This is a genomic window from Kitasatospora sp. NPDC098663, assembly GCF_044760075.1.
Taxonomy (GTDB): domain Bacteria; phylum Actinomycetota; class Actinomycetes; order Streptomycetales; family Streptomycetaceae; genus Kitasatospora.
The window spans coordinates 14516-38424 of sequence record NZ_JBIWAP010000027.1 but is presented as its reverse complement, the minus strand read 5'-3'; the positions used below and the strand labels follow the sequence as shown (position 1 = coordinate 38424).

Below are 23909 nucleotides of genomic sequence, written 5' to 3'. Positions count from 1 at the left end.
GACGCAGGGGGTTCCGCGCTCACAGTGCGTTCGAGCAGGGCTGAGCGTACGGATCGGTCAAGGTGCTCAGCCCTGCTCAAGGTCAGCCCTCCGCCTCGAACTCGTCTTCGGCCCGCAGTTCCGCCGCCAGGTCGACCAGGGAGCCCTCGCCCGGGATGTGCCAGTACAGGGTGCCCTGGACCTGCTGGTTGTTGTCCATGGCCTCCTTGCGCATCTTTCGCACCAGTGTGCTTGGCGCGTACGACTCGCCGTCGAAGGACCAGATCAGCGGCTTGGACATGCTGGGGCCCCAGGTCGCGCGGGCCCGGTCGGGGTTCTCCGCGAGCCATCGGGACAGTCCCTGCCGGTCGGGCCGGGTCACCGGGCGGAATTCGAGGGTCGTACCGACCGGGATCCGTCCGGCCTTGACGATGAGGCGCACAGCGCTGGTCGATCGGGCCGGCTTGTCCCGGACCTGCTCCTCCACGCGGTAGTCGGCGTTGTCCGGTGCGGAGGTTCCCGCGGCCATGGCGCTCAGGACACGGCGTGAGAGCACGCGGACGCGTTCCGGGGTACGCATGCTGGTCAAGATCTGGCTATTGCGGCCGTACGCCTTATCGATCGTGTCCACCAGCCAGCCGAGCGCCTGCTCGACGAGGTCCGGCACCTTCGCAAGCTCGGAGTTCCAGTCCTTGTCCTCGTTGTCGAGACCGTCGCTGTTCAGGTTCTGGAAGACGATGTGACTGATCAGCAGGTCGCCATTGCTGGCGGTGCTGGCGGCCCTGCCGAACAGGTTTTCGCTCTGTTCGGTGAGCGTTTCTGCCACCGCACGGACGAGTTGGATGCAGCGCCACACTTGATGGGCGCTCGGTGCCGTGTTGAGCGCGTTCCCGAAGAGTTCCTGATAGTTCGCCTTCTCCCAGAGGAGTGACGGGTCCCGCTTGGCCTTCGCCCCGAGCTCCGGTGAACGATGGGTCGCGGCGAGGGCTATAGCCGCTTCGGTCATGGTGCAGCCGCTTTCCCGCGCGGGCTCCGACTCGCCGCGCTTCAGCACATAGGTTCGGCCGAGCGACAGCGAGAAGTCGTCCCGCAGGCCGGTCTGGATCGGGTCACGGGACTTCCAGTCCCGCTCCTCGATGGGATTCTGCGTGTTGGTGTTGAGCGTGACCTGGTCGCCGAATCCCTCAGGACAGTTCTCCAGCGAGATGATCCGGACGAGTACGCGACCACGGCTCGCCGGCGTCGGGTTCCGCTGCATCGCGCGGTGCATGGCGCTGACGGTCTGCGCGCCGTTGACGACACTCGCCCCCTCCAGGACGAATCCGGCGCCCGACCCCGGGGAGAACGAGCCCTTGCCCTTCTTGCGGATCCGGTCGCACAGCAGGGTGATTCCGTTGCTGAAGTACCAGAAGTTCTCGGGCTCCTGAAGGAGGGTGGCGCGGATCTTGTCGTTGACGTCCGTGTCGAGTGAGTCGCGGATGTTGCGGGCGAAAAGATGTCGGTCGTGGGTCTCGTACCACTCGGCGACATCAGCCGCAGAGAGCGTGCCGTAGTACGCGGTGAAAGGGTTTTCCTCCCGGCCGACGCCTTCAACCCATGCCTCCAGTTCGATCTTTCGGTCGGCATGCTCGCCGAGGATCTCCTGGTACAGGCCGCGGAGGTCGAGAACACGCCACTCCACCATGTCCTCGGCCCAGTTGCGCTTCTTGACCTCGGAGTCGAGCAACGCTCTGATGTCCGGATGCAGTTCGGTGTCTGTCACCAGGGCCAGCAACAACGTGATCTTGGGAGAGCCGCTGTCCAAGGCTTTGTCGAGTGCCTCGACGTGATGCTCGATGCGATTGTTGAACCGATTGAACTCCAGGTTCAGTAGGTAGTCGAGACCACGGAAGAGACGGTCCACCTCACTCTGCCCGAACCCGGCCGTGGCGTTGTCACTCCATTTCGCCTGGGCCAGTGTGATGTGCGGGCGGCCGCTCTGGCCCGAGGCGGGCAGTTCCACCGCGATCGCGTCGATCCCCCAGTCGTCACGGCCGTCGATGATGGACAGGGCTGCGTCCCGGTCCGCACAGCCGGTCTCACGCTTGATGGCGAGGGCTGCCACCCCTCGACTGAGGAACTTCTCGTTCCTCTTCTTCTCGGAGGCCCAAGGCTCGTCCGACATGTCGATAAGAGTGTCGAAGCGCTCGCTGATCCGCTTCTTCAGGTTGCGGATATGGAACGAATGCGACATGTGCCCTCCCGATGACCGCCTGACCGGCAGCCAGCGTAACCAAGAGAGAGCTGACGTCATGCGGTACTACAGTGAACCCGGCACATCGCAGTGCGGCACACGTCACAATGATCCGCACGCGACTGGAACGGATGGGGGCCTGGTACTCGTGGCGCGAATCATCAAGGTCGGTGACCCCGTCAACGACGCCGAGCGCATGGTGTTGCGCCACCTCCGCGACCACACCCCCGACGACTGGACCGTGATCTCCAACTTCGAGATCTACCGGGGCCGCCAGTGCTTCGAGGTCGATCTCGCGATCATCACCGACCGGGCCTGCTACATCGCCGACACCAAGGGCACCCACGGGCGCATCGAGGTGTGGGGCAAGAAGTGGTACCCGCAGGGGCGACAGCCTTTTCCGAGCCCTGTCAAGAAGCTCCGCGGGCATGCCAAAACCATCGGGAACCTGCTGCGGCAGTCGCACCTCTCACCGCTGATCGGCTCGGTGTGGTGCGAAGAGCTGGTGATCCTTCCGTACGACGACGCGCTGTTCGTCGACCACGATGGGAAGGACGAGAAGAACACCGTCCTGTTGAAGGACCTGGTTTCCTTCCTCTCCACCCACCGGCCCTCCCGGCTCGAGCCGAACATGCCGGAGATGCCGATTACCAGCCTGCACGACGAGATCGCCCGCGCGCTGAATGCAGTGTCACGGGCCCCCTCCGGACGGCGCAGGTTCGGGATTTATGAGGCCGTCGAGACCCTCGTCGAGGCGGACCCCGAGCCGGAGGCCGGCATGGAGGCCAGCGCCGAGGACCGGGTGTCCGTGTACCGTGCGGTGCAGCCGGATCAGCCGAACTCCGGGACTTACCTCATCCAGGTGCACACCGTGGACCCGCTGCTACCCGAGGCGGAGCACACCCGCGAGAGGGAGCGGATCGGCAACCCCCTCCAGGCGCTGAACAAGCTGCCGCCGAACCCGCACATCGTTCCGTGCGTCCAGGTACTGCCGCTTGAGGACGAGACCGGATATTTTGTCGTCCTCAAGGATGTGCAGGCCGAGGCCTTGCGCGTGCAGATGGTGGAAGGTTCCGTCGCGCTCGGGGCGGACGCCAGGCGCCGCATCGTGTCCGGTGTGCTGGCCGGGCTCGCGCTTGCCCACGCGTACCGGGTGGTGCACCGCCATCTCAGCCCGGACACGGTCCTGGTCGCCCGCAATGGCACTGCGATGCTCACCGGCTTCGACTATGCGCACACCGGGCAGCAACGGGCCGGGACCGTAGCCATGGACGCGTACGAGCATGCCGAGGCTACATACCTCGCACCCGAGTGCGTGGATGAGCCCGGACGGTTCTCGGCCGCCTCCGACATCTTCGCCGCTGGGGTGCTCTTCCACGAGCTGTACACCGGGGAACTGCCCTCTGTGACCGGCGGGTCGCGACTGGTGGACAGTCTGGACTCGGCTGGGATCAGCCCGGAGACCAGGGGAGTAATCCGGCGGATGCTGGCCGCTGATCCGGCACGCCGGCCGACCGCCCGTGACGCGATCGCCGAGCTGGAGCGGCTGTCCCGGGTCGGTCCTGTCCGCTCGGGCAGTGGCGCGGGTGGCTCTGGCGGGGGTGTGGGGGGCGGTGGGTCACCCGACGAGCCCTTCGAATGGGAGAACCCGTACAGCTACCGAAACCTGCCTGACGGCTTCCGGCTCACCGAGAAGTTCCACGTCCGCAGGAAGCTCGGGCAGGGCAAGTTCGGCGTCGTCTACCAGGTGTTCAACACCCTCGACGACACCGATGAGGTCCTGAAGATCATCACCAGTGACCCGGAATCGGTCGGGGTCCGACTCAAGGGCGAGTACCGGATCCTGCGCCAACTGCCCCCGCATCCGAACCTTGTGCGCGTCATCGACGCCGATTGGCTACCCAAGGGCGGACTCCCCTATCTGCGAATGGAGTTCGCGGAGGGACAGGACCTCCAGGCCTCGGCCGCGCGAGAGCAGCGCTTGGGCGCCGCCGATGTCGTACGCCTGTTGGAGGACTGCCTGGCCGGGCTGGGCCATCTCCACTACAACGGCGTCTACCACTGCGACATCAAGCCCAGCAACCTGTTGTGGACAGCGGACGGCACCAAACTTCTGGACTTCAATGCGGCGGTCTCCGTCGATTCCACGCTTACGCCCACCCTGGGCTCTCTCCGCTACCAGGCTCCGGACGCGGTGCTGCGGCAGCGCCCCACACGGGCGGAACTCGCCGACCTGGACCTGTACGGGCTCGGCGTCACCGCCTACATGGCGTTGACCGGCACCTATCCCTGGCCCGGTCTAGCGCAGCCACCGAAGGATGGTGACGCGCTGGACCCAAGGAAGATCAGTGGCCTGGGCGATCTGAGCCGTTCGTTCGCCGACGTGCTGCTGCGGTCTATCGCGCCGCGCCGCGCTGACCGCTTCCCGGACGCGGAGGCCTTCCTCGCGGCCGTGCGGAACATAGGGGAGGTACGCCGGACTCGGGGCGGTGCGGAGGACGAGCAGCCCGAGCCGGTCTGTACGGAGGATGCCGGGCGGGACGGAACCAACGCCTTCGTCGGACATCTCCAGACGCTCTACAGCCAGAACTCCCGCACTAACGCGGGGACGCGAGGGCTCGACCCTGCAGAGTTTCCCCTGTACGTGGCCACCGCCCTAGACACCGCTCTGCTCGACGACGTCCTGGGCGGCATCCACCGGCTGGTCGTCATCACGGGCAACGCCGGTGACGGGAAGACGGCGTTCCTGGAGCGGTTGTCCGTCGAGGCCGTCAAGCGCGGTGCCGCGCGGGGTGAGAAGCACGCCAACGGTGACGACTTCGTCTACCGGGGACGTGTCTTCTATACCAACCACGACGGCAGCCAGGATGAAGGGGACCAGGACAACGACGCCGTACTCGATGCCTTTCTCGCGCCCTTCCAGGGAGAAGATGCCGATGCTTGGCCGCAGGGCCAGACGCGACTCATCGCCATCAACGAAGGGCGCCTGACCGATTTCATCACCGTGCAAGCCGGCCGGTACCCGCTTCTCGCGCGCACCGTTCGGCAGGGGCTGGCGAACGGCACGACCGATCACGGCGTTGCCGTCGTCAACCTCAATGCCCGTGACGTCGTCGCTGACCCGGCGGGCACCGGGGGCTCCATCCTGCACCGCATGGTGCAGACGCTGACCGAACCGAGATACTGGAGCGGTTGTGCTTCCTGCGACCTGGCACCCCGCTGTTACGCCCGGCACAATGCGCAGACCTTCGCCCACCCGACAGCTGGCCCCATCGTCGTAGAGCGGCTCGCCACCCTGTACCGGATGACCCATCTGCGTGGACGGCTCCACATTACGCTGCGCGATCTGCGCTCTGCTCTCGCCTATATGCTCACCTCCGGCCGGGACTGTGCTCAGATCCACGAGCTCTACCAGCGGCCGGACAGCATCCAAGCGCGACTCGACAGCTTCTACTTCACCAGCTGGGCGGGCCTGCACACAGGTGGGGAGCACGAACGGGACCGCCTCCTGGCACAGTTGCGAGAGCTGGACGTGGCGTCCGTGGCCGATCCGCAGCTCGATCGCAAGCTGGACTACACAGGCCCGGATGGCGGACACAGCCTGATCTCCGTGGATCAGCGGGGCAATCATGACGCGGAGCTGCTCGCCAAACAGTTCGGCGCGCTGCCTCGCACCCCATCGGCCGACCGGGCGGAAGCCGTCACGCACCGCGCCTACCTCGCCGCCGCCCGTCGCCGCTTCTTCTTCGAGAGCTTGGACAGCGAGCGCTGGAAGTCCCTGCTCACTTATCGCGCGGGAGACAGGTTCCTGGACCTGCTCGCCGGCACTGTACCGGTCTGGGACGAACTGGGCCGGATCATCGAAGCCGTCAACCGGGGTGAAGGGCTGCCTGGTGCCCTGTACGACGGTGACCGCGCCCTGGCGCTCCAGGTCAGGTCCGTGCCCGGCGGGACGGTTCGCAGCCACCGACTATTCCGCGCCGACCGCTTCACCATCGAAGTGGGCAAGCCCGCGGCCTCCGACTACGTGGAGACCAGCCCTCGCGAGATCGTCGTCCGCTACAGGGGGCGGACACCGGACGGGTCCGCCGAGCACCGCGCTGAGCTGGTAGTCCGCCTCGACCTGTACGAACTCCTCGACCGATTGCATTCCGGCCACCGGCCGGGCGTCGAGGACCGTCAGGGGCAGAATCTGGCGTTGGCCGTGTTTAAGAACGCGCTGTCGGCCACCTCCTACCAGGAGGTCCTTCTGACCGCGCCGGGCAACGCGCCGCACCGCATCACCCGACTCCCGGACGGAACGCTTCGGCTGAGGCCCGAGGGTGAGCAGCTCGGCACCGTGGCGACGAGGGGGGAATGATGGCGTTGCGTAAGCGGGACAGTGAGTTCCGGCACCTGGGCGTGTCCTACCTGGACTTCAAGCGGGTCGAGATGGACCGGGTGCTGACCGGATTCCTAATGAGGGTCAACCACAACGGGCAGACCAGCAAGCTCGCGAGGGGCAGGGCACTGGCGGACGAGTTCGTGGAGGAGTTCCTCGCTGAGGAGCACTCGGGAAAGTTCCAGGGTTTCCGAGGTTCCCCGGACATCGCTCAGCGCTGGATCGAGACCCAGCTCCTGGACATGGTCAACCGGGGCAAACCCAACCAGGCCGTCGCGGGTCTGCGCCCACTGCACGGACTGACATACAAGTTCCGTAACTACAACCACTCCCGTGCCTACGGAGCCGACGCCCAGCTCTACGAGATGCTGCGACATGCACGGGGCCAGCGCGGCGAACTGGCCCTGGAGCGGATCCGCGCGTTCTTCTTCACCGGCCTCGACCCCGCCCTGGGCACCCAACTACCCGGCACCAGCGTCGACATCGAGACCCAGGCCGTACTCCACCTCAACAGCCAGGTGAAGCAGGACTCCCCAACGAGCGTCAAGGGTTGGTACTCGGCTCCTCCGTTGTGCGTGGGACAGTCCGACCTGCTCGCCGACGACGTGCTGCGGCTGCTCTCCCTGAAGGACCTGCTGCCCCGGATCGTCATGGTTGAGTATCTGAAGATCCTCTTTGCGTTCCATCTGGCCCTGGGCCAGCTCAAGGCGATGAAGCTACTGCCGGCCATCGTCGCCCGCTCGGCCGCCGAGCCGACCTGCGGTCCCGATAATTGCCCGTCGGGCGCGGGAGGTCCGGGCGGCGGCCTGGGCACCTGTCCCTTCCCCGTAGGAATGCTGGTCGACGCAGCGGGTATGCCCGGCACCCCCGTCGCCGCCCTCGCTGAACACAGCGCTGACGTTTGGTTGCGGCGCATCCCAAGTTTCGTGCGGGCCGGGTACGTGGTGCGCAAGCTGGGCGAGTTCGCCGATCACCTGGCCGATAGCAAGGAGATCACCAAGCCGTCCCGCGGATTCTTCTCCGTTGCTGAACTGCTGCGGTACGCCGGCGAGGACTATGGGGACCGGCGCGAGCGGTTCTTCGCGGCCCGCATGGACACATTGCTCGACGAGACCCCGATCGACGAGCAGCCCGAGGGCGTACGGCCCCTGCTGGGCGCCGGGATGAGGCTCGGTGCCTTCGAGCAGTACATCGAGCTGATCATGGCGTACCGGGGCAAGTACCACTACGACTACATCGTCGAGGCGATCGACTCGCTGCTGCTGAAGAACCGCCCCGGCGCGGTCATCACCCAGCCCCATCGAGGCAGGCGCCGCTTCGTCATGGACAGCGCGCTCTTGGAAGTCCTGGTCCAGATCGCGCTGTTGCGGCCCAATCCCCGCGGCACGAGATCGAGGTTCCTCTACCACACCAAGCAGTTGAGGCTGGACGAGTTCATGGATACGCTGCGCACCCGCTACGGACTCCACGTCGACCGGCTGCCGGCCGACGACGGCTTTCCCGCTGCTGGGTTCGAGGAGCAGGCGGCGCTGCGGGCGAACGCCGAGGCGTTCACCACCCGGATGCGGGAGATCGGCTTCTACCGCGATCTGTCCGACGCGTACCTCACCCAGGTGATAACGCCCAGGTTCGCCATCGCGGTGGACGGCACAGTTACGACGGGCGGGAGGTGACCGAGGTGCCACGTGGACTGACCGAGCTCACCGAGTCGCAATGGCGGGACGCCTTGGAACATGTCCTGCTGCCACGACTGGCAGGCGTGCTGCGCGGCAGGGAGGCCGGGCACTGCATGCGGCTGGGGGATCTGGACAGCGACCTCGCCGCGCGGCTGGTGCGTGGCTTGCGGACCCTGGTGCCCGACGCCCAGGCGTTCGTGTTGGGCGAGGTCGACGGGAGGATCCCCACCGATGTCGCGGTGACCAGCACCAAACTCGTCGAACTGCGCAACCGGGACACAGAAGGCGGGCTGCGCCCGCCGCTGCTCGTCTTCGTACCGCCCGGCACCCGGGCCAGTGCCGAGGACTCCTTCGGCATCGCCACCTTCGAGCAGCTGTCCTTGGACGACGTGCACGCGAAGCTCAAGGCCTCGCTCCTGCGGGAGTTGCCCGAGAAGCTGCGTCCGGCCGTCACCGAACTGCTGGAGAGGCATGCGGCGGAAGGCGGCCCCGCCGCGGACGACCGGGCGGCCGTGCGCTACCTGCTGACGCTGCGGGAGAACGACCACGACCGCGAGGCGGCCGGTGCCGCCATTCACCTGCTCGGGCTGATCCCCGATTTCGGCCTCTACCAGGATCCGACCCTGGTGGGCCGCAAAGCAGACCGCAACCGCAGGACCGTCGCAAAGCTCACCGAGGCAACGACCACCGATCGCCAGCGGGTCCTGAGCCTCGGGCTGCCCCAGAACTCCCCAGCGGCGCAGGAATTCCTGAGCCGACTGGTGCGGTTCGCCTCGCGTACCGGCCTCGACACACCGTCCCGCTGGTGCCGGGCGATCGCCGTGGACCCGGACAACTGGCCGCTCGCCTTCCACCACTGGCCCCAGGAAAACGCGCTCGGCGATGAGCGCGTCGGCATCGAGGTGCACGAGCTGACCGTCCTGCCCAAGGCCGGCCAGAACGAGGACGACCTGCGCAATCACCCCCCGCTGGAAAGGCTCTTCGGTGGGCAGTATCTGCTGCCGGGGGGGCTCACCTCGCTTCCCGTCTCCTTCACCGTTGACCCGGATTCCCGTCACGTCACGGGCCTCGCGCGGTTCTCGGTCCAGATTCTCTCAGAGAGTGAGACCGGCGAGGACAGCGGCGCTACCACGGTCAGCCCGACCGGTTTCACCACCACGGTTGCAGTGGCCAAGACCGCCAAGACGGTCTATCGCGCGACGATCAAACTAAAAAAGGGCCGCAAGGCCGATTGGGAAGAAGGTTGGCACTTCGTCCGGGTCACCCCGCTCGACCGCAATGGCGATCCCATGCGCGTGGCCGGCGCCGAGGGCGCGCACCGGCCCCATGAGAGCGACCGGTTCTACGTCGTCCCCGACGGCGAGTTCGACGACCCTCCCGTCCAGCGTTCCCAGCACGCCTCCGGGCTCGCCCAGGCGATCAACCGGCTGCGCTTCACCGCACGTGCCGAGGGACGCGACCCGTGGCGGGTGTCGTGCCGTACCGTGGGCTGGGCGGCGCGAACGGCTAAGACCTGGCCGCTGCGGGCGGGCTTCGGGCCTGCGGGGCTGATCACCGTCGATCTGCCCATTCCGCTCGCCGAGGCCGAAGAGCGGATGCTGGCCAGACCGCACGCACTCGAAGGTCCCCGGCTGAACGTCGACGCCTCAGGACGGTGGCAGCTCAGCGACGACGAGCCATTCGTCGTGACCCCAGTCGACGGCAGTGAACTTGACGGATACCTTCAGGCCCGTGCTGCGCTGTTCGCCGCGGTGCGCGCCGACACGGACGGCTCCGTGCCGCTGGTCCTGGAAGGCACCGACCCTCGCGACATCCGCAAGGAGGCGGAGGCCTGCGCGGAGGCGTACCTGAGAGCGGTCACCCGGTGTGTGCGCGGGCTGGAGAATGCCCGGGGCGGTACCGTCGAGCGGGACCGGACCGAACTCACGTGGCTTCTGCGTACCGACACGGTGCCGGTGGAACTGGCCGACGTGCTGGGCGAGTATCGCCGGATCGTGCTGATCGCTCCCACCCATCCGTTGCGGGTGCTGTGGTGGTGCGGGCAGGCGGCGCTGGCCGACCACTGGCTCGACCGCACCGAGGGGCAGGACAAGAGCCGGGTGATGGAGACCCTGCACAGTCTCGTTGAGCGGCTCGCCCCGCTGGGGTTCCCGCTCGTCGTCCCGCATACGACGGGTGAACTGGCCTTTGCCGCAGGACAGCTAACCGACTATTGGCAGGTCTGCCTGCCCAGCGAGACCGCCGACCCCAGGGGAACAGTGTCTCGGTTGGCCTCTGCCTTGGGCGTGAGCGACAGCTCCACCACCTCCGGTGTGGTCACCGGCGCCGATCTCGGGGATCGCGTCGAGCGCTATATCCGCCTGCACCCCTATGTGGACAGCCTCGTCATCAACGCTCTCGGCGTCGGTCGGGGCGAGGTGCTGGTGTCGATGCTGACCGAACTCCAGAGCCGCAGACATCTCTCTCATCTGCGCTACACGATCCACCTCTTTACCGACCATCCCCGGGAGCCGTGGGTCGGCGAAGCGCTCACCGACCTGTTCTCACCGGGGTCTGGACCGCGCACCGCCGCCACCGAGGCCTTCGGCACGCCCGGGGACCCGCTGCGGCCGAAGCTCGCCGTCGTGGTGCGTGACGCGGCTGACCTCCGGACCCGCGCGACCGACTTCCCGGCCCACCTAACCATCCTGTTCGATCCTTTCGGCGGCGAGCAGTTCGACATCGCGGCTGGCGCGCGCACCTCGGGCCGGGCGGCGGTACATGGTTTGGTGCAAGAACTGACCAGCTACTACGCCGAGGACGAGGAGTTCGTGTCCTGGAGCCGCCAACCCCGGCACGGCGCCACGGACCCCGTGCCCGGAGCCGAAGAGACGGGGGACTTGATGGCAGCATTGCCGGAAGCGCTGTCGGTCGCCGTGGTGGCCATGACATCCGGGGAACCACGTCCCGGGCAGCTACCGCAGATAACGCTGCGCCTCTCGGCCACGGACAAGGCCCTTCTGCACGATGTGCACCAGGCCAGTGACTGGGTTATCACGGTGGACCGGACTCTAGGAGTGGAGTACTTCGACCACGGCCGGGCCGACCGGCCTGAGTACGTCATTGACTATTCGGCGACCGCACAGACCGGCATGGGCCATCACATCGTGGTCTCGTCGCGGTCCGTCGACGAGTTGCGCGCAATGGTCGGACCCGTCCTTGACGACCGGCACCTGAAGCTCGAGCCCCGCCACGTGAGGACGTTCTTCGACCAGCTTAGAGAGCTCTCGGGCAGCTTCGCATTCAAGCTAGCCGCGATCGGGAGCAGCAGCCGCATGGAGGTCCTTGGGCTCGCTCTCGCCAGGCTGTACCTGGGGTACCAGGGTGCCCTCTACAACCAGGTGCTGATTCCTATGGACGCGCACACCGACCTCTACGGTGAGTCACAGCGTCGTATCAGCAACGGCGAGGGTGCCGTTCGGCTGCATCGGACGGATCTGGCATTGTTCGACTTGGATGCCGAACGCGGGGCCATCGTCTGCCGGCTGATCGAGGTCAAGTGCTTCACTGGAGTCGGTGGTCTAGGCGGCTACGACGCCACGAAAAAGGAGATCAGCCAACAGATCAACAACAGCAGGGAGATCCTGACTACCCAGTTCGACCCGCTCGTCGAGCGCCCCGACCGTCCTCTGCAGAACCTCACACTCCGTTCGTTGCTAGGGCACTACCTTGCGCGTGCCAACCGGTATGGCCTCTTCGATGAGAAGGGGTATGACGAGGCGCGTTGGCTCCTCGATCACCTCGACCACGGTTACACGCTCGAGTTCGCTGGCACCGGTCTCATCTTCGACCTGAGCGGTGACGGTACGGACGTCGAGACCGATGGCGGCATCACCTTCCATCGGATCGGCCGTCGGCAGGTGACCGAACTGCTCGATGCCGTGGAGACCGATTATCTCGGCGGGGCGGTGCGCAGCGCGCCACATCTGCTGGCGGAGGCAGACCTGGCGGGAATCGGCCGTGGTGAGACCACTCGGAGCCTGCGCCCCCGTGCGCGCGGTCGCGAACTGCCGCAGGAGCCAGCCAGGCTCAGCGCGGTGCTGGACGACGATGTACCACCGGCGACGGCTGATCGAGCAGATATGGCTAAGGCGGAGGCGCCTGGGGGGCCGCCAGAACTGATTCCCGAGATCTCCGCTCAGGGAAACGGGCCCACGCGTTCGTCGGATGCGCCTGTCACTGGGGGCGGGGATGCTGTCAACACGATCGAGGCCGAGGGTTCTGTGCCGGGCACGGAACCAGAGGCATCCGCAACGGAACCGGCCGTGCCCGACCAGGTAGAAGCGGCGGAGCTGGCGGACAGCTCACCGGACCCCGATGTCTTCCTCGGGGTCTCGAAGCCGACCAGCCAATACGGTCTGCTTGGCCTGTGTGCGGGGCGGAAGATCGCCCTGGACCTCAACGAGACCCACACCATTAGCCTGTTCGGTGTACAGGGCGGGGGCAAGAGCTACACGCTCGGGTCGATCCTGGAGATGGCGAGCCTGCCCGCCCCCGGCGTCAACCAGCTTTCCCATCCCCTGGCCAGCATCGTCTTCCATTACAGCGACACCGAGGGCTACGCACCTGAGTTCACCAGCATGACCCGCCCCAACAGTGAACGAGACCAACTAGCTGTACTCCGGGAACGCTACGGAGCCGAACCCGCGGCGCTGTCCGACGTCCTGCTGTTGGCTCCCGCCGACATGGTGGGGGCCCGGAAGGGCGACTTTCCGGATCTGGACGTACGGCCGCTGAAGTTCTCGTCCTCCGAACTGAAGGCGGCCCACTGGCGGTTCCTGATGGGAGCCGTCGGCAACCAGGCGCTCTACATCCGCCAGCTCGGAAGAATCATGAAGACCAGCCGCGACAACCTGACGCTGGACGCGATCCGGTTTGGGGTGGAACAGTCCTCCCTGTCCGACTCGCTCAAGCAACTGGCGTATGACCGGTTGGAGCTGGCTGCTGAGTACATCGACGACAACGCTCGGCTGCAGGACCTTGTACGACCCGGCCGGCTGATCATCGTCGATCTCCGCGACGGCTACATCGGCGAGGACGAGGCGCTGGGGCTTTTTGTCGTCCTCATGCAGCTGTTTGCTGATGCCCGCCACGAGGGGCAGGCATTCAACAAGCTGGTCGTCTTCGACGAGGCGCACAAGTACATTCGCAGCCCCGATCTCGTGGACGGCCTGGTCTCCAGTGTCCGTGAGATGCGGCACAAGGGGATGTCCATCCTCGTGGCCAGCCAGGATCCGCCTTCCGTACCGATCTCACTGATCGAACTGTCTAACCACATGGTTCTGCACAAGTTCACCTCGCCCGCGTGGCTGAAGCATCTGCAGAAGGCGAATGCCGCGCTCTCCGCCCTGACTGCGGACAAGATGGCTGCGCTGAATCCTGGTGAGGCGTTTGTGTGGTCGGGCAAGGCCACCGATGAGGCCTTCACCCGAGCTGCTGTGAAGATCCGATGCCGTCCGCGTGTGACGAGTCATGGTGGGGCGACCAAGACAGCCATCGGGTGAGAGCGGCACGGGTCATGGAGCTTGGGCGATTTCTGGCCGAGTTCGGAGAATCGCGTTCGGTGTCGCTGTTGGTTCTCGCGGCGGTCTGGGGGTGTAGGTCGCCGCGAGAACCAGCTGACCTGCTCGGGATGACACACGGCATAGCTGTCGCCAACGGGTGAAACGAGGACCACGGACGGCGGATCGAAAGAGGGGCACCCTGCGATCTCTTGATCATCCTGACTTCAATGCCCTGGAGTCAGGAGGAAGAGAGGGTGATCCAAGTGGAGGACTGGGCCGAAATTCGCCGACTGCACCGGGCTGAGGGGCTGTCGGCCCGGGCGGTGGCCCGGCAGCTGGGGATTTCCAGAGGCACCGTGTCTCGGGCTCTGGCTTCGGATCGACCGCCGAAGTACCAGCGTCCGCTGAAGGGCTCGGTGGTCGACGCGGTCGAACCCGCGATCCGCGAGCTGCTGAAGCAGACCCCGACAATGCCGGTCACCGTCATCGACTGCGGCGCCGACGAGCCTCAGCGAGCCGTGGCGCAGGGTCAGTCGGCGTAGTTCGGGGCGGTGGGCGAGCAGCCACTCGCCGAGCTCCGTCCGGAGAGGGAGATGGCCAGCGTCTCGCCGATCTCCTGGTTGGCGCGCGGACCGCCTCGATCAGCAGGGTCGATCCGCTGTCCTTGAGCAGGAAGCCCTGGGCGCCGCCGCGCAGCGCGCCGTAGACGTACTCGTCCAGGTCGAAGGTGGTGACCACGACCACCCGCAGCGGGTCGCTCACCCCGGGGCCGGCCAGCAGCCGGGTGACCTGCAGGCCGTTCAGCCGGGGCATGCTGATGTCGACCAGGCAGACGTCGGGCCTCAGCCGGCGGGCGAGTTCGACGCAGGTGGCGCCGTCGGCGGCCTCGCCGAGCACCTTGATGGTCATGCCGGCATCCTCCGAGTGCCGGGGTCCGTGTTCCTCACGGGGAGCAGGGCCGTCAGCTCCCATCCTCCCGCATCGTCCGGGCGCGCGGTGAGCGTTCCTCCGACCGCCCGGACGCGCTCCTGGAGCCCGAGGAGGCCGAGGTCCTGCTGTCCGAGGTGGGGGACCCGCAGACCCCTGCGGGCCGTTCCCCCGCGCGGCGGTCCGTTGCGCACGGTGGCCTCCAGGGTGGACGGGCCGAGGCCTATCCGTACGGTGACCCCGGTGGCGTCCGGGGCGTGCCGGCGCACGTTGCTCAGGCCCTCGGTGATCACCCGGTGCGCGGTGGTGACGATCTCGGGGGCGAGCCGGGCGGTGAGCGCGGCCTCGTCCAGTTGCAGGTCCACCGAGGCGCCGCCCCGGCGGAAGGACTCCACCATGACGGGTATGTGCGCGATGCCCTGCCCCGAGAGCGGCGAGGCGGCGGCCAGGTCGGTGCCCTCGCGCAGCATGGCGACCAACTGCCGCATCGACTCCAGGGATTCGCTGCCGGCCTGCTCGATGTCGTCGAAGATCGGGACGACTTCCTGCGGCGCGGTCTGCCAGATCGCCCGGCCGGCCTGAGCCAGCACGATGATGCCGGTGACGTGGTGGGCGACGAAGTCGTTGAGGTCGTTGGCGAGGTCGATCAGTTCGTCGCGGCGAACCTGTTCCACGGCCCGGAGCCGGCGGGTGTCGGCCGCGCGCAGGTAGCAGCCGAGGGCGATCGCGACGCCGGCGACGACGGCCAGCAGCACGACGGTCAGCACCGTCCCGGAGGCGCTGCGGGAGATCCGTGCGGCGAGCCCCAGCAGGGCGACCACCAGGGCGGCGCAGGTGCCGAGGACGGCGGCGCGGGCGCGGACGTGCCGGGCGGTGGTGATCAGCAGGAGGCTGAGCGCGAGCAGCTCCATCAGCCCGGGGGAGTCCTGCTCGGTGCCGCGGACGAAGCCCACGGCGGACCAGACCAGCGACCAGAGCGCGGCCGCCCCGGCGCGTAGTTCGGGCCGGCCGCGCGGGCCGAACAGCACCAGGGCTGCTGGGACCAGCCCGGCGAGCGGCAGCAGCGGTCCGGCGGTGTCCAGACTCATGGCCAGGTCCAGCAGCCACAGCACGCCGAACCCGACCGCCAGGGCGGCCCGGGCGGCGCGCGGCAGGGTGGACACCGGCGTCGCCGGGGACGCCTGGTCCGGGGCCGGGTGGGCGAGGAGGTCTCGGAGGCTGGGGAGCCGCACGGGCCGGCCTTTCGGGTCGGTGGAGTCGGACGGTCGATCAGGGAACGGGAGGCCGGAAGGTCGCGGGCGAGCGGGGCAGGCGGGGCGGTCGGCTGGACGGGGACGGTCGGAGCGGCGCCCGGACGGGGTGCCGGGCGCCGCTCGGGCCTAGGCCCTGGCGCCGGGGCCGGCCGGGCCTGCCCCGGAGGGCGGTGGTTCAGCGGTTGGCGCGCCGTACGGAGTCCACGCCGAGAGCCAGGGCGGCCAGTAGCACCGCGGCGGCGGCCACCGCGGCCGTGCCCGGGCCCTTGCCCTCCGCCACGCCGAGGAAGTCGACCTCCGGGATGCGGTTGAACATCGCGTACCAGAGCAGCGGGTAGAGCGCCTGGAACAGCCGGGGACCGCGGCTGACGATCCCGCAGAGCATCGCCAGGGCGGGCACCACCAGGGCGCCGACCAGGGCGGCGACCGCCGCGCCGGTGTCGCCGGAGGCGATCAGCCGGACGATCGGCACCGCGGTGACGGCCAGCGCCACGGCGATCCCGGCGAGCAGGCCCGCCAGCAGCCGGCGGCCTGCGGCCGGGCAGGCGGCGAGCAGGTCGTCGAGGCTCCCGGCGCCGGCGTGGTTGCCCATCCGGGACCAGATGAGCACCGGCCAGAGCACGGTGAGCGGCAGCACCGGGTGGAGGACGTTCCCGCTCGGGACGGACGCGGCGAGCACGGCCAGGGCCAGCGTGCCCAGCCACCACCAGCGCATGCCCTGGAGTAGGACGCGCACCTCGCCGGCCAGTGTGGGCAGGAAGGACGAGCCCATCCGGGGCGCCGTCAACAGGGCCGGGTCGAGGCCGAAGGAGGCGCCCGCGCCGGCGGCCGGCTCCTCGGCGCGGTCGGCGTGCTCGGCACCGGTCCGGTCGGCCGCGCCCTTGGCGCCCGGGACCAGCGCGCCGACCGCGGCGATGGCGGCGGACGGGTCGAAGCGGCGGAACCAGAGCACCGACAGCAGCGCGGCCACCAGCGAACCGGCCACCAGCAGCGCGGCGTTGGCCAGCAGGCCGCCGCCCGGATCGCCGAGACCGAGGCCCTGCCAGTCGAAGGTGACCGGGGTCTTGTCGTCGGAGGTGAGGCCGACGCCGAAGCGCACCGCCTCGGCCGGGTGCCCGGCCGCCGAGATCGCCTGGCGCATCGACTCGCTGATCCGTTCCATGCTCAGCAGGTCGTACGCGCCGGAGGCCTGCGAGGCCATGATGCCGACCAGCCAGACCACGAACCAGATCAGCGCGCCGACGCCGCCGCGCAGGCCCGGCAGGGTGTCGAAGAGCACCGCGCAGGCCGCGACGAGGGCCAGCAGCGGGAGCGTGATCAGGACGAAGGGCAGCAGCAGGCGCACGACGTCGACGTGGTACGACTCGCCCTTGACCAGCTGCACGCCGAACGCGGTCACCGCGAGGGCGAGCAGCATCGAGCCGAGCACCAGCAGGTTGCTGCAGAACTTGCCGAACAGGTACGAGGGCCGGGTCATCGGCGTGGCCGCGAGGATCTGGCCGACGCCGTTGCGCTCGTCCTTGGGGACGGTGCCGCGGGTGATGTTGAAGCCGGCCAGCGCCAACCAGACGGCGCCGCCGAGCGCGGTGACGGTGCCGACGTAGCCGCTGGTGTACAGGCCCCGGTAGCCGCTGATCTGGAAGACCTGCCAGGTCGAGGAGCCGACCGGGGCGGCCAGCAGGCCCAGGGCGAGCGTGCCGAGCAGGACCACCAGGTAGGCGGGACGGCGGCGGCGCTCCCGGAAGTCGGCGAGGGCGAGCGCGGCGACGGTGCCCGCCATCAGCGCACCACCGCCTGCGGGACGGCCGGAGCCGGGGCGGAGGTCAGCAGCAGGTAGGCGTCGTCGAGCCCCGGCGGGACCGGCTCGGCGTGCTGGGCGGGCGCGTGCGGGGAGATCACCCGGGCGCGGACGCCCTGCGGGGTGCGGGTGGTGCCGCCGAGGACGAACCGCGAGCGCAGGGCCGGGATCTGGTCGGAGGCCACGGTGAGCTCCCAGACCGAGCCCTCGGCGAGCCGCAGGAGCTCCTCCGGGGTGCCGTGGTGGATCAGCCGGCCCTTGCCCATGACGGCGATCCGGTCGGCGGTGGCCGCCACGTCGGAGACGATGTGGGTGGAGAGGATCACGATCCGCTCGGAGCCGAGGCCGGTGAGCAGGTTGCTGAACCGCATCCGCTCCTCCGGGTCGAGGCCGACGGTCGGCTCGTCGACGATCAGCAGCTGGGGGTCGTTGAGCAGCGCCTGGGCGATGCCGACCCGCTGGCGCATGCCGCCGGACATCGAACCGAGCCGCTGCTTGGCGGCTCCGGAGAGGTTGACCAGGTCGAGCAGTTCGACGATCCGGGCGTTCGCGGAACGGCCCTGCAGCCCCTTGGCCGAGGCCAGGTAGGAGAGGAACTCGCGGGCGGTCAGCTGCGGGTAGACGCCGAAGTCCTGTGGCAGGTAGCCGATGGTGCGGCGCAGCGGACCGGGGTTCTCGGCGATGTCGGTGCCGTTCCAGAACACCTGGCCGGAGGTCGGCTTGGTGACGGTGGCCAGGATCCGCATCAGGCTGGACTTGCCGGCGCCGTTGGAGCCGAGCAGGCCGAGCACGCCGGGGCGCAGGGTCAGCGAGAAGGAGTCCACCGCGCGCTTGCCGCCGCGGTACTCCTTGGTCAGATCGGTGATCTGGAGTTCCATCGCTCAGTCTTTCGTGTTGACGCGGACGACGCCGACCTTGGAGGCGACGGTGATGGCGTGGGCGGAGTTCGGGTCCTCGCCGACCTCCACGTGGGGGTTGGACGAGCCGGCCTTGGCCTCGACGTGGTAGCGGGTGCCGTCCTCGGGGACCCGCACGGTGATGCTGCCGGTGTCGGACTCGGCCTTGATCCTGTCGGGCGCCTTGACGAAGGTCAGCTTCACGCTGCCGTTCTCGTTGGCGACGTCCACGTCGGCGCAGGAGAGGCCGCTCGCGTCGACCTTGCCCTTGTCGGTGCGGACGGTGAGCGGCGCGGCGAGGCCGTCGAGGTCCACCGAGCCCTGCTCGGTCTTCACGTCGAGCTTGCCGTCGATGCCCTTGGCGGTGATGCCGGCCGATCCGCTGCCCTGGACGGTCACGGCCACGCCCTTGGGGACGTGCACGGTGTACTGGGCCTTGCAGTTGAGGACGATGCCGCTGCACTTGCCGGACAGCTTGAGGGTCTCGCCCTCCAGCGTCCAGGCGGCGTTGCCGTCCTTCGCGGCCTGGCCGGCGAGCCTGCGGTCGGCCCTGAGGGCGGTGCCGTCGGCGGGCACCAAGGTCACATCCTTGTCGGTGTCCACGGTGAGGTGCGTGCCCTGGAAGCCGAAGTCCTTGGAATCGTTGCGGGGTTGGGCGTCCAGGTCGTCGCTCACACCGCAGCCCGTGAGCGCGATGGCCAGTGCGGAGATCGGGGCCACCCAGGCCAGCTTGGCGGTCGACATTTTCATACCCGTCATGCTCCCGGCGGGGCCGGGGCAGCGACATCCGCCTTTCGGGAGAGATCGGCGGGGTGTCTCGTTCCTTCGGCCGAGGACGTGCTCTCGTTCTTTCGGCCGGGGCGGCACGGGTGAACGGACGGGGGTGGACCGGGGGTTCACTATGCGAATTCCCCGGGGAAAGAGCGCCCGCCCGGCACGGGCCGGTGAAGGCCGTGCCGGGCGGGCGGGGAAGGGGTGGTGACGGCGCTGATTCGCCGGGCAGCGGGCGCATGAAGTCGATCTGGCGGTGCTCGGGCTCACCGCCGGGGCCTGCGCGAACGGCGGCTGCCGTCCGCCGGTCAGGTGAGGGACGTCGGTCAACCCGGAGAGGACTGATCGCCCGAACGGGTGAGAGTGCCCCGGGCGTGCCCGGCCGGGACGCCGTCCAGCGGGAGGAGGACGGCGACCTGCCAGCCGCCGTTCGCGCAGGCCCTGGCGGTGAGCTCGCCGCCCAGCCCCGCGACCCGCCGACGCAGCTCCCGGATGCCGGTGCCGCCGCCCTCGCGGTCGACCGCCGCCGCGGCGTCCGCCCGGGCGCCGGCCGGAACGGGCTCGTTGTGGATCAGGACCCGCAGGGCGCCGCCGTCGGACACCCGCTCGGCGGTGACCGTCACCCCGGGCGAGGCGGGGGCGTGCCGGCGGACGTTGGTGAGCGCCTCCATCACCACCCGGTAGCCGACCGCGTCGACCTGCTCCGGCAGGCCGTCCACGGCGCCGGGGGAGAGTTCGAGCCGGGCCGGGATCATCCCGGTGCGCTCGAACCGGTTCATCAGGTCCGGCAGCTCGTCCAGCGAGTGGGGCCGGGCCGCCGCGTCCTCCTCGGGATCGTCCGCCGCCGGCTCGTCCCCGCCCCGGCCCGGCCGGCGGTCCTCCTCCAGCTCGCTGAGGATCCGGATCGTCCGGTCCATCGACTTCAGCGCCTGGATGCCGGCGCTCTCGATCTGCGGGAGCAGCGCCAGCGCCTTCTCCGGCGACTCCTTGGCCAGCATCTGGGCCGCCTGCGCCAGCACCATCACCCCGGTCACGTCGTGCGCGGCGAAGTCGTGCAGATCCCGGGCGACGTGCAGCCGTTGGGCGCGCCGCTCCTCCGTGACCGCCAGCTTGCGCCGGCTGTCCAGTGAGCGCAGGTAGCAGGACGCCCCCACCGCGGCCACTGCGGCCAGGCCCCAGACCACGCAGAGCCCGATGGTCTCGCGCGGCCCGGCCGGCGGGTCGAGGGTCAGCGCGATCCGCAGCGGCAGCAGGGCCACGGTCACCAGCAGGAGCAGCCCCAGCAGGGCGGCGACCGCCGGAGCGGACCCGCGCACCGCGGGCGTGACGGTGACCAGCAGGGCGACCGACTCGACCAGGATCCAGAGCCCCGAGGTGTTGTCGGCGGGGCCCTCGTAGCGGAACGTCGCGTACAGCGAGATCGCGCAGGCCACCGGGACGGTCACCGGGTTGCGGGTCCGCGGCTGCCCCGGCAGCCACACGATCAGGACCGCGGCGGCCAGCACCGCCGCCGTCGTCGAGCCCCGGATCAGTGTCGAAACCGGTGAACCCGCCGACACCGCAACCGAGATGGCGACCGCCGCGAGGAACGCCGCGCCAACTGGGCGTCCGATCCTGGCCAGTTGGCTTGTCATGTGCTCGGATGCTACTCCGTGCGAGGATCAGCCCATGACGACACGCATCGTGATCGCTGACGACCGGGCAACCGTGCGGGAAGGCTTTCGACGCATCCTCGACCTGCAGCCGGACCTGGAGGTGCTCGCGGTCGCGGGCGACGGTGACGAGGGTTACTGGTCGAGGTAGGCGAGGACGGCGAGGACGCGGCGGTTGTCGCCGTCGGTGGGGAGGAGGCCGAGCTTGGTGAAGATGTTGCTGATGTGCTTGGCGACGGCCTTCTCGGTGATGAAGAGGCCCTGGGCGATGCCGGCGTTGGAGCGGCCCTGGGCGAGCCATTCGAGGACTTCGCGTTCGCGGTCGGTGAGGCTGCCGACGTTCTCGTCGCGTTCCTTGCGGACGAGGAGCTGGGAGATGACGTCGGGGTCCATCGCGGTGCCGCCGTCGGCGACGCGGCGGATCGAGTCGAGGAACTGGGAGCCGTTGGTGACGCGGTCCTTGAGCATGTAGCCGACGCCGCGGCCGCCGCTGGCGAGGAGTTCGCGGGCGTAGAGCGGTTCGACGTACTGGGAGAGGAGCAGGACCGGGAGGTCGGGCATGGTGCGGCGGGCGGTGAGGACGGCCCGCAGGCCCTCGTCGGTGAAGTTCGGCGGAAGCCGGACGTCGACGACCGCGACGTCCGGCTGCTGCTCGGTGAGGGCCGCGAGGAGGTCGGCGCCGTTGTCGACGGCGGCCACCACCTCGTGTCCGTAGGCCTGGAGGAGGCGGATCAGGCCGTCCCTCAGGAGGAAGTGGTCTTCGGCGAGGACAATACGCACGGAAGCTCCATCGTCACCATGGTCGGGCCGTTGACGGGGCTGTTCACGGCCAGGACCCCGTCGAACGTGCTGAGTCGTCGCTCGATGCCGCGCAGTCCGGTGCCCCGGGTGGCGTCGGCGCCGCCGCGGCCGCTGTCGGTCACGGTCATGCGCAGCATGCCGTGATCGTAACGGATGTCGATCCAGGCCCGGTCGGCGCCGGAGTGCTTGGCGACGTTGGTGAGGATCTCCGAGATCGCGAAGTAGGCGGCGGACTCGACGGGCATCTCGGCGCGGCCGGGCAGGTCCACGACGACCTCGGTGGGGACCGGGCAGACCATGGCCAGCGCCCGCACCGCGTCGGCGAGTCCGCGGTCGGCGAGGACCGGCGGGTGGATGCCGCGGACCAGGTTGCGGATCTCCTCCAGGGCCTTGGAGGAGGACTGGCGGGCCTCGATGAGCAGGGCCCGGACGGCCTCCGGGTTGGTCTCCAGCAGGTGTTCGGCGGCGTCCAGGGTCATGCCCATCGCGACCAGGCGGGCCTGGGCGCCGTCGTGCAGGTCGCGTTCGATCCGCTGGATCTCGGCCATCTGCGTGTCGACGGCGGTGCTGCGGGTGGTGGTGAGGTGCTGGATCCGACTGGCCATCAGTTCCTGCTCGCTGGGGGCGAGCATGGAGTGGGTGTACCGGGCGTGCTTGCGGATGGCGCGGGGGGCCATCCACAGGGCCAGCGGCAGTTGCAGGACGCCGAGGACGCCGGCCAGCACCGCGGTGGCCTGGCCGTCGATCGGGATGAACTGGTACCAGAGGCCGTCCCACCGGGTCGACAGCGGGACGCCGAAGAAGGCCAGGAAGATGCCCCAGAAGCCGCTGAGCAGGACGGCGATCGGCATGAAGGCGAGGAAGCCGCCGACGATCGGGTCGGTGAGCACCCAGGTGAACTCCCGCTTGGTCTGCGGGTCGCTCATGATCCAGCGGTAGCGGGCGACGGCCCCCGAGGCGCCCTCGGGGGCGGCCGGCAGGCCGCTGGGCGGGCCGGGGATCTGCACGCCGGACCAGCGCTCGGACAGGCCGCGCTGACGGGCGGCCAGCGCCCGGACGCGCTCCATGGCCCGCGGCACCAGGCCGAGGCCGGGGCCGACCAGGGAGATCGCGCCGGTGACCCCGAGCGAGCGCCCGAAGGCCGCCACCGACATCCAGCACAGGGCCAGTGCCCGCCGCAGCCCGGTGAATCCGGCGGGGACGGAGAATCCCCTGATCTCGACCGCCGAGGGGCTTCCCCCGAGCTTCATCGTGCGGTCCATGACCCGCTCCTCTCTGGTGCCGTTCGCTGTGCCTCGGCCGTGGTGGCCGTGTGACCATTCTGGCGGGGGCGGCGCGACGAAATCGGTAGTAATAACCCCCCTCTTGCCCGACCGGAGGGGGAGGTTCTTCTACCTGGCGGCGGCGGTGACGGCGGCGGTGACGTCGGTGGTGACGTCGGTGGTGACGTCGGCGGTGACGCTGGCGGACGGGCTCAGAAACCGTCCGATGCGCCCTCGGCGGTGTCGGGGGCGGCGACGAAGAGGGACAGGGTGTCCGCCACGCAGGCCGCGTGCTGCCGGCCCTCGACCTCCACCGTCATCCGGACCGCGGCGAGGTGGCCCATCGGGGTCTCGCGGACGCTGGTGACCTTGGCGCCGCCGCGGACCCGGGCGCCGACCGGGATCGGGCGGGGGAAGCGGACCTTGTCCAGGCCGAAGTTGACACCAAGTTCGACGTTGTGGATCTCGAAGATCGCGCGCATCATCGCGGGCAGCAGGCCGAGCGTCATGTAGCCGTGGACGATGGTCCCGCCGAACGGGCCGGTGGCGGCGCGCTCCGGGTCCACGTGGATCCACTGGAGGTCGCCGGTGGCGTCGGCGAACTGGTCGACGCTGTGCTGGGTGACGTCGAGCCATTCGCTGTAGCCGAGGTGCTCCCCGGTCGCCCCGGTGAACTCGGCCAGGTTGGCAAAGGATCTCATGCGGGTGATTCTGGGCGGCCGTCCATGGCGCGGACA

Annotated in this window: 13 protein-coding genes and 2 pseudogenes; 5 read left to right on the top strand and 10 right to left on the bottom strand. The window is 69.0% G+C overall.

What is annotated here, in order from left to right; all coding sequences use genetic code 11:
* Nucleotides 1-82: 82 nt before the first annotated feature.
* On the bottom strand, nucleotides 83-2212 hold the full coding sequence (locus ACIQVZ_RS26835) for an AIPR family protein (RefSeq protein WP_402453317.1): 2130 nt from the start codon (nucleotides 2210-2212) through the stop codon (nucleotides 83-85).
* A gap of 148 nt (nucleotides 2213-2360) precedes the next feature.
* Here ACIQVZ_RS26835 and ACIQVZ_RS26830 point away from each other — a divergent pair, with 148 nt between their 5' ends.
* From ACIQVZ_RS26830 to ACIQVZ_RS26815, 4 genes and pseudogenes are all read left to right on the top strand, one after another.
* Nucleotides 2361-6572 carry a protein kinase gene (locus ACIQVZ_RS26830; protein ID WP_402453316.1) on the top strand — a complete coding sequence of 1404 codons (4212 nt, stop codon included), beginning with the start codon at nucleotides 2361-2363 and terminating at the stop codon, nucleotides 6570-6572.
* The gene (locus tag ACIQVZ_RS26825; RefSeq protein ID WP_402453315.1) at nucleotides 6572-8266 is read left to right on the top strand and encodes a hypothetical protein; all 1695 of its coding nucleotides are present in this window, start codon (nucleotides 6572-6574) and stop codon (nucleotides 8264-8266) included. Before ACIQVZ_RS26830 ends, ACIQVZ_RS26825 begins: the two co-directional genes overlap by 1 nt.
* Before the next feature lie 5 nt (nucleotides 8267-8271).
* Nucleotides 8272-13812 carry a hypothetical protein gene (locus tag ACIQVZ_RS26820; protein ID WP_402453313.1) on the top strand — a complete coding sequence of 1847 codons (5541 nt, stop codon included), beginning with the start codon at nucleotides 8272-8274 and terminating at the stop codon, nucleotides 13810-13812.
* Nucleotides 13813-14066: 254 nt separating this feature from the next.
* A pseudogene (locus ACIQVZ_RS26815) lies at nucleotides 14067-14300 on the top strand (helix-turn-helix domain-containing protein); the annotation flags it as partial.
* Between the two features lie 132 nt (nucleotides 14301-14432).
* On the opposite strand, the pseudogene ACIQVZ_RS26810 reads toward ACIQVZ_RS26815, so the two are convergent.
* The 6 genes and pseudogenes from ACIQVZ_RS26810 to ACIQVZ_RS26785 all read right to left on the bottom strand — a co-directional run.
* Nucleotides 14433-14784: pseudogene (locus ACIQVZ_RS26810) on the bottom strand (response regulator transcription factor); the annotation flags it as partial.
* Complete coding sequence (locus ACIQVZ_RS26805) at nucleotides 14718-15971, bottom strand: sensor histidine kinase (RefSeq protein ID WP_402453312.1); 1254 nt, start codon at nucleotides 15969-15971, stop codon at nucleotides 14718-14720. The pseudogene ACIQVZ_RS26810 and the gene ACIQVZ_RS26805, both read right to left, overlap by 67 nt.
* Before the next feature lie 196 nt (nucleotides 15972-16167).
* Nucleotides 16168-17772, bottom strand: coding sequence for an ABC transporter permease (locus ACIQVZ_RS26800; protein WP_402453311.1), 1605 nt, complete (start codon nucleotides 17770-17772; stop codon nucleotides 16168-16170).
* Entirely contained in the window at nucleotides 17772-18668 is an 897-nt protein-coding gene (locus tag ACIQVZ_RS26795; protein WP_402453309.1) for an ABC transporter ATP-binding protein, read from the bottom strand. The genes ACIQVZ_RS26800 and ACIQVZ_RS26795 overlap by 1 nt, the downstream gene beginning before the upstream one ends.
* Before the next feature lie 3 nt (nucleotides 18669-18671).
* Entirely contained in the window at nucleotides 18672-19436 is a 765-nt protein-coding gene (locus ACIQVZ_RS26790) for a DUF4097 family beta strand repeat-containing protein (protein ID WP_402453308.1), read from the bottom strand.
* 347 nt (nucleotides 19437-19783) lie between these two features.
* Nucleotides 19784-21091, bottom strand: a complete 1308-nt coding sequence (locus ACIQVZ_RS26785) for a sensor histidine kinase (protein ID WP_402453307.1) — start codon at nucleotides 21089-21091, stop codon at nucleotides 19784-19786.
* A gap of 34 nt (nucleotides 21092-21125) precedes the next feature.
* On the opposite strand from ACIQVZ_RS26785, the gene ACIQVZ_RS26780 reads away from it, so the two are divergent.
* Entirely contained in the window at nucleotides 21126-21260 is a 135-nt protein-coding gene (locus ACIQVZ_RS26780; RefSeq protein WP_402453306.1) for a hypothetical protein, read from the top strand.
* Here the strand turns inward: ACIQVZ_RS26780 and ACIQVZ_RS26775 are convergent.
* From ACIQVZ_RS26775 to ACIQVZ_RS26765, 3 genes are all read right to left on the bottom strand, one after another.
* A complete protein-coding gene (locus ACIQVZ_RS26775; protein ID WP_063348719.1) occupies nucleotides 21245-21889 on the bottom strand; it encodes a response regulator transcription factor in 645 nt (214 codons plus the stop codon). The two genes, ACIQVZ_RS26780 and ACIQVZ_RS26775, sit on opposite strands and share 16 nt — an antisense overlap.
* The gene (locus ACIQVZ_RS26770; RefSeq protein ID WP_402453305.1) at nucleotides 21853-23172 is read right to left on the bottom strand and encodes a sensor histidine kinase; all 1320 of its coding nucleotides are present in this window, start codon (nucleotides 23170-23172) and stop codon (nucleotides 21853-21855) included. The genes ACIQVZ_RS26775 and ACIQVZ_RS26770 overlap by 37 nt, the downstream gene beginning before the upstream one ends.
* A gap of 212 nt (nucleotides 23173-23384) precedes the next feature.
* Nucleotides 23385-23873 carry a MaoC family dehydratase gene (locus ACIQVZ_RS26765; RefSeq protein WP_371518135.1) on the bottom strand — a complete coding sequence of 163 codons (489 nt, stop codon included), beginning with the start codon at nucleotides 23871-23873 and terminating at the stop codon, nucleotides 23385-23387.
* Nucleotides 23874-23909: the final 36 nt, after the last annotated feature.